General features: G+C 66.5%; 5 protein-coding genes and 1 pseudogene. 2 read left to right on the top strand and 4 right to left on the bottom strand.

Annotated elements, in window-relative coordinates:
* A pseudogene (locus ACI48D_RS20940) lies at positions 1-374 on the bottom strand (M56 family metallopeptidase); the annotation flags it as partial.
* Positions 371-757, bottom strand: coding sequence for a BlaI/MecI/CopY family transcriptional regulator (locus ACI48D_RS20935; protein ID WP_435573181.1), 387 nt, complete (start codon positions 755-757; stop codon positions 371-373). The gene ACI48D_RS20935 and the pseudogene ACI48D_RS20940, both read right to left, overlap by 4 nt.
* Before the next feature lie 203 nt (positions 758-960).
* On the opposite strand from ACI48D_RS20935, the gene ACI48D_RS20930 reads away from it, so the two are divergent.
* Together ACI48D_RS20930 and ACI48D_RS20925 are read left to right on the top strand one after the other, a co-directional pair.
* Positions 961-1764, top strand: a complete 804-nt coding sequence (locus ACI48D_RS20930) for an SIMPL domain-containing protein (protein WP_435573180.1) — start codon at positions 961-963, stop codon at positions 1762-1764.
* 91 nt (positions 1765-1855) lie between these two features.
* Positions 1856-3694 (top strand): ABCB family ABC transporter ATP-binding protein/permease, encoded by a 1839-nt coding sequence (locus ACI48D_RS20925; RefSeq protein ID WP_435573179.1) that lies wholly within the window; start codon positions 1856-1858, stop codon positions 3692-3694.
* A 19-nt stretch (positions 3695-3713) separates the two neighbouring features.
* Here ACI48D_RS20925 and ACI48D_RS20920 read toward each other — a convergent pair whose 3' ends face one another.
* The gene (locus ACI48D_RS20920; RefSeq protein ID WP_435573178.1) at positions 3714-4682 is read right to left on the bottom strand and encodes an HDOD domain-containing protein; all 969 of its coding nucleotides are present in this window, start codon (positions 4680-4682) and stop codon (positions 3714-3716) included.
* Positions 4683-4832: 150 nt separating this feature from the next.
* Positions 4833-6137 (bottom strand): dicarboxylate/amino acid:cation symporter, encoded by a 1305-nt coding sequence (locus ACI48D_RS20915; RefSeq protein ID WP_435573184.1) that lies wholly within the window; start codon positions 6135-6137, stop codon positions 4833-4835.
* Between the last annotated feature and the right edge of the window lie 75 nt (positions 6138-6212).

Here is a 6212-nt window from a genome sequence, read left to right as displayed (position 1 = left end):
AACAGGCCGACCGCCATGCGCAGGCCCAGCGCGCCGGCGCAGGTGGCCCACAAAGCGACGATCCAGCCCAGCCTGTCCTGCAGCCAGGACAGCAGGCCCTTGGCCGCCGCGACCTGTCCCGGTGCCGCGGCGCTGCCCGGCAACAGCCTGCCGCCATCGGCGCCGGCGCCGGCACGCAGCAACAGCGCCAGGTCGACCGCTGGCCAGGCCAGGCACAGCAGCAGGCCGAGGCAGGCGACCGCATAACGGGTCTCGGGCCGCGCATTGCGGAGCAAGGTGAGCAGCACGGCGACGATGCAGCCGAGCAGGGCGCCCTGCCAGACGAAATGGACCAGGGTCCAGCCGAGCGCGGCGATCAGGGCCGGGGCGCTCATTGCTTGTCCTCGCCTTTCAGCAGCTCCTCGATCTCTTCGCGCTCCTTCTTCGAAATCCCGGACTTCAGTGCGGCCAGCACCAGCGCCTTGGCCGAGCCGGAAAAGGCGCGCTGCATCAGGTCCTTCAGCAGCTTGGTTTGCAGCGATTCCTGGGCCTGGGCCGGCGCGTACACGTGAGACCGTTCGCTCTCGTCGCGGATCAGCAAACCCTTGGCATGCATGATCTGCATCAGGCGCAGCACGGTTGCGTAGCTGACGTCCGGGCGCGTCCTCAGAATCTCGTCATGGACCTGGCGCGCGGTACCCGAGCCCATCGGCCACAGTACCTGCAGCAGGTCGAGTTCAGCCGGCGTCGGCTTGGAAGGGGCGGGGGATCTGGCCATGGTTCATCCTCGAAAAGCAATCGGTACGCAAGCGTAGACTAGTCCTTCTAGATCATGCTGTCTACAAAAATATTTATCGGACTGCTATTGCGGCAACCCCGTTGATAGACATAGTATAGACAGCATTGTCTACTCCAGCGCGGGGCACGGGGTGTCGCCGGCGCAGGCGCTGCGTGATTGATTTTTTAACCGATGGAGTGTCCATGCCGAAGCTGAAACCCTTGCTGCCGATCCTAAGCGCCTGCCTGCTGGCCGCCGCCGCGCTGAGCCTGCCCACCGGCCCCGCCGTGGCGTCGACCATTCCCGACTACCCCTTCGTGCACGTGACCGGCAACACGTTCCGGATCGAGCTGCCGGACATCGCCACCATCGACTTCCAGATCGCCGCTGCCGATGCCGACCCGGCCGCCGCGCGCGCGGTGATCGATGCGCGGATGGCCGAGGTGCGGGGGCTGATGCAGAAGCTGAGCATCGATCCGGACGACATGCAAGTGCGCGAAGTGCGCCAGGGCGTACGCAAGGAGCGCGCGGCCGACGGCGCGCCGGTGTACGAACTGAGCTGCGACGTGCACATACAGCTGCGCAATGTCGCCAACTGGCCGGCCCTGGGCGGAGGCCTGCTCGGAAAGCCCAACCTGGACAGCTTCGCTGCCGATTTCGACCTCAGCACGATGGAGCAGGTCAACGACGACATGGTGACTGCAGCCATCGCGGACGCGCGCCGCCGTGCCGAAGTCATGGCTGCGGCCGGCGGACGCCGCCTCGGACCGATGATGGCGGCGACCCCGGACGCACTGAAGAAGCTGGGCACCGCCATGGGCCTGGAGCGCGACGAGTTCCGGGCCGAGCGCAGGTCCGGCCGCGGGCCCAGCAACCAGCGCGCCGAGGACATCGACCGCGAGACCTTCCTGATGGTGCAGTCGCTCAAGTTGCGCCAGCCGGTCGACGTCGTGTTCCGGCTCGAGAATGGCGCTCCTGCCAAGGCGCGGCCCGTCAGGAAGCCATGACCCGCCGGCGCACGCTTGAGGCGGCTCAGGCGCGTGCCGCGATCCAAATACGCCGCCGCCGGTCCAAGGAGTATCGAGGTGGGCCGGGGCCATGGCAGACGCAAGCGACAAGCCGGATGCAAGTGAAGCGGACGCAGGCGGCCTGCGCCGCCCGTTCTCGGCCGAGCGCTTCACTGCCGAGCGTTTCACAGCCGAATTATGGGGCGTGACGCAGCACTACCGCGGGCGGATCGCCGCCTCGATGCTGCTGCTGATCCTCGCCAAGATCGCCACGGTGGCGGTGCCGCTGGTGCTCAAGCGCATCATCGACGCCTTTTCCCAGCCTTCCCCGCAGGTGCAGCTGTCGCCGCAGCTGGCCTTTGCCCTGCTGATCGGCTACGCCCTGCTGCGCTTCGCCTCGACCCTGTCCAACGAGGGGCGCGACCTGCTGTTCGCGCGCGTGACCCTCAGCACGGTGTCCGGCTTCGCGCAGAAGGCTTTCGCCCACCTGCACGCGCTGGGGCCGCGCTTCCATGCCCGGCGCCAGGTGGGAAGCCTGCTGCCGGACATCGACCGTGGCACCAACGGCATCGCCTTCCTGCTCGGGGTCGGGCTGTTCACCATCGTCCCGACGCTGGTGGAGATCGGCCTGGTGCTGGCGATCATGCTGCGCCGCTACCATCCCGGCTTTTCGGCGATCATCGTCGCCACCTTCCTGGTCTACGCCGGCTTCACCCTGGTGTTCACGGCGCGGCGGACGATTTACCAGCGGCGCGTCAACAAGCTAGACTCGCGCGCCAAGGGCCAGCTGGCGGACAGCCTGATGAATGCCGATACCGTCAAGGTTTTCGGCAACGAAGCCTTCGAGGCGAAAAAGTTCTCGGCCATCATGGCGGGCTGGCTGGAAGCCGGGGTCGGCAACCAGCGTGCGCTGTTCACCCTGCACGTGGGGCAGAGCTTGGTCATCGCGGCGGGCGTCGCCGCCATCATGCTGCTGGCCGGCCGGGCCGTGATGGCGCAGCACATGAGCGTGGGCGACCTGGTACTGATCAATGCTTACGCCCTGCAGGTCTGCCTGCCGCTGAATGCGCTCGGCTTCGTCTACCGCGAAGCGCGCGACGCCCGCGTCAACGCCGAGCGACTGTTCGCCCTGCTGCGCGAGCGGCCCGAGATGCCCGACCCGCCGGAGGCGCCGGCGCTTCATCCAGGGGCCGGCGAGGTCGTGTTCGAGCACGTCAGCTTCCACTACGACCCCGAGCGGCCGGTGCTGTTCGACGTCAGCTTCCGCATCCCGCCGGGCACGACCCTGGCCGTGGTGGGGCGCAGCGGTTCCGGCAAGTCGACCCTGGCGCGATTGCTGCTGCGCCTGTACGATCCGGACGCCGGCCGGGTCCTGATCGACGGCCAGGACATCCGTCACCGCAGTCCCTCGAGCGTGCGCCGCGCGATCGGCGTGGTACCGCAGGACGCGGCGCTGTTCAATGACACGATCGGCAACAACATCGCCTATGCGCGTATCGATGCCGGAAGGGAAGAAGTGGAGGCGGCGGCCCGCGCGGCCCAGCTGCACGAGCTGATCGCCGGCCTGCCCGAGGGCTACGACAGCCCGGTCGGCGAGCGCGGCGTGATGTTCTCGGGCGGCGAAAGGCAGCGCATCGGCATCGCCCGCGCGATATTAAAGAACCCGACTATCCTCATCTTCGACGAGGCGACCTCGGCCCTGGATTCGGTCTCGGAACATGCGATCACGCGCGAACTGGAGCGCCTGGCGCGCAACCGGACCACCCTGATCATCGCACACCGGCTGTCGACCATCGTGAATGCCGACGCCATCATCGTCATGGAGCACGGACGCATCGTCGAGCGCGGCACCCATGCGGAACTGTTGCGGAGCGAAGGTGCCTATGCGCAGCTGTGGCTGCTGCAGCAGCGCATGGCACAGGCACCCTGAAAGCGCCCCGGTTGTGGGATCAGGCTTCGAGCCTGGCGAGCTTGCCGAGGCAGCGTCGCTGGAAATTGTCGAGCCCGTCGGCAACCAGCTTGTCGTCCTCGCCCAGCACGCCGGCATCGATCAGCAGGCGCAGCTTGGCGATCCGGTCGCCCAGGCCCAGGGCCTCGGCCAGGTGGTCGGATCCCGGCGCGCCGGCGTGCGCGATGGCGTTCACCACTTCTTCCGGGAAGCTCCAGTGCGCCGCGATGGCGGAAGACAGTTGGCGGCTGCCGGCCAGCAACTGGGCGCCGAAGCTACTGGCGCCGGGCACTTTGCCGTCTGTGCCGGTGCGGTCGGCCAGGCGGAAGGCCACCACCAGGCCCACGTTCTGCATCAGGCCGGCCAGGTAGGCTTCGAACACGCCCGTGCTCAAACCGGGTGCCATCAGGCTGGCCGCCAGCGCGCAGCTGATCGACTGGGTCCAGACCCGGGGTGCGGCCGCGCGCGCGAAGCCGTCGGCCTGCATGTTGACGAGGGGGCGGAAGGCGATGCGCGCCAGCAGCATGCGCAGGCCATTCTGGCCGAGCATCATGATGGCGGCCTCGACGTTCTTGACGGGGGAGATCGGGCGGTAATAGGCGCTGTTGGCTTCGCGGATCACTTCCGCCACCAGCACCACGTCCTGCGCGACCTGGCGCGCCAGCTCGGACACCGAGGCGTCCTCGTCGTTCAGGCTGGACAGCAGGGCGGGAATCGCTTCCGGCACGCGCGGCACCAGGCCGGCGGCCTTGCCCGGTTGCGCCGCCAGTTGGCGGACCTCGTCGAGGATGCGGGTTTCGACCTCGGCCGGGGCGGCGTAGCCGTGCGCCGCGGTCAGCCACCGGTAATAGGTCGCTTCGATGTCGGCAGCCAGGTCGGCGGCCTGCTCGTCGGCGGCATCCGGCGCGGCTGCCGCTGCGGCGGGCGGGTTGTCCGTGCCGCCGCGCAGGCGGTTAATCCAGTTTTTCATAGGGGTGAGCGATGTATCCGTACGGCAATTCTATACGCATACCCGGGCGGCGAACAGGAAAACGCGACGTGCGGAAAACCGACCGTAGCGGCAAGCGCAAAAAAAACGCCGGGCGAAGCCGGCGTCTGAACGAGGATGGGGACCTGGAACTCAGGCGGTCTCGTGCATGATTTCTTCACGCAGCGAACCTTCGTCCACGCTCGGATTCTTCAGCTCGGCGGCCAGGCGCTCCTTGTCCAGCTCGCCTTCCCACTTCGACACCACGATGGTGGCGACGCCGTTGCCGATGATGTTGGTCAGGGCGCGGCATTCGCTCATGAACTTGTCGATGCCCAAGATCAGGGTCATGCCCGCCACCGGGATGGTCGGCACCACGGCCAGCGTTGCCGCCAGGGTGATGAAGCCGGCGCCGGTGATGCCGGACGCGCCCTTCGAGGTCAGCATGGCGACGAACAGGATGGTGAGTTCCTGGCCCAGGGTCAGGTCGGTGTTGGTGGCCTGGGCCACGAACAGGGCCGCCATCGTCATGTAGATGTTGGTGCCGTCCAGGTTGAACGAGTAGCCGGTCGGGACCACCAGGCCGACCACCGATTTCGGGCAGCCCAGCTTTTCCAGCTTGCGCATGATGGCCGGCAGCGCGCTTTCCGACGAACTGGTGCCCAGCACGATCAGCAGCTCTTCCTTGATGTAGGAGAGGTAGCGCAGGATCGAGAAGCCGGTCATGCGGGCGATGAAGCCGAGCACGAGGAAGACGAACAGGGCGCAGGTCAGGTAGAAGGAACCGACCAGCGACGCCAGCGGGATCAGCGACTTCACGCCGTACTTGCCGATGGTGAAGGCCATCGCACCGAAGGCGCCGATCGGGGCGGCCTTCATGATGATGTTCACCACGCCGAAGATGGCGTGCGACAGCGCTTCGATGCCGCGGGTGATCGGACGGCCGCGCTCGCCCATCATCGACAGCGCGAAGCCGAACAGGATCGCGATCAGGAGCACCTGCAGGATCTCGCCCTTGGCGAATGCATCCACGAAGGTGTTCGGGATGATGTTCATCAGGAAGTCGACCGTCGACAGCGCCTTGGTCTTGTCGGTGTACTGGGCGATCGAGTGGGTGTCGATGGTGGCCGGGTTGACGTTGAAGCCGGCGCCCGGTTTGATCAGGTTGGCGACGATCAGGCCGATCGCCAGCGCGAAGGTCGACACGACTTCGAAGTAGAGCAGGGCCTTGCCGCCGACGCGGCCGACCTTTTTCATGTCCTGCATGCCGGCGATACCGGCGACCACGGTGCAGAAGATCACCGGTGCGATGATCATCTTGATCAGCTTGACGAAGCCGTCTCCGAGCGGCTTCATCGCGGTGGCCAGGCCGGGATCGTAGATGCCCAGCAGGACGCCGACAATGATCGCGAACAGCACCTGGAGGTACAGTACTTTATAGAATGGTTTTTTCATGATCAGGCTTCATGCGCTAATGATAGTGCCGTCATCATTACTGAAAATATCTGCGCCAGCTATTGTGGAAAACCGCAA

Source organism: Massilia sp. LXY-6 (assembly GCF_051233485.1).
GTDB lineage: Bacteria > Pseudomonadota > Gammaproteobacteria > Burkholderiales > Burkholderiaceae_D > Telluria.
The sequence above is the reverse complement of the archived record's forward strand: the minus strand, read 5'-3'. Positions and strand labels throughout refer to the sequence as shown.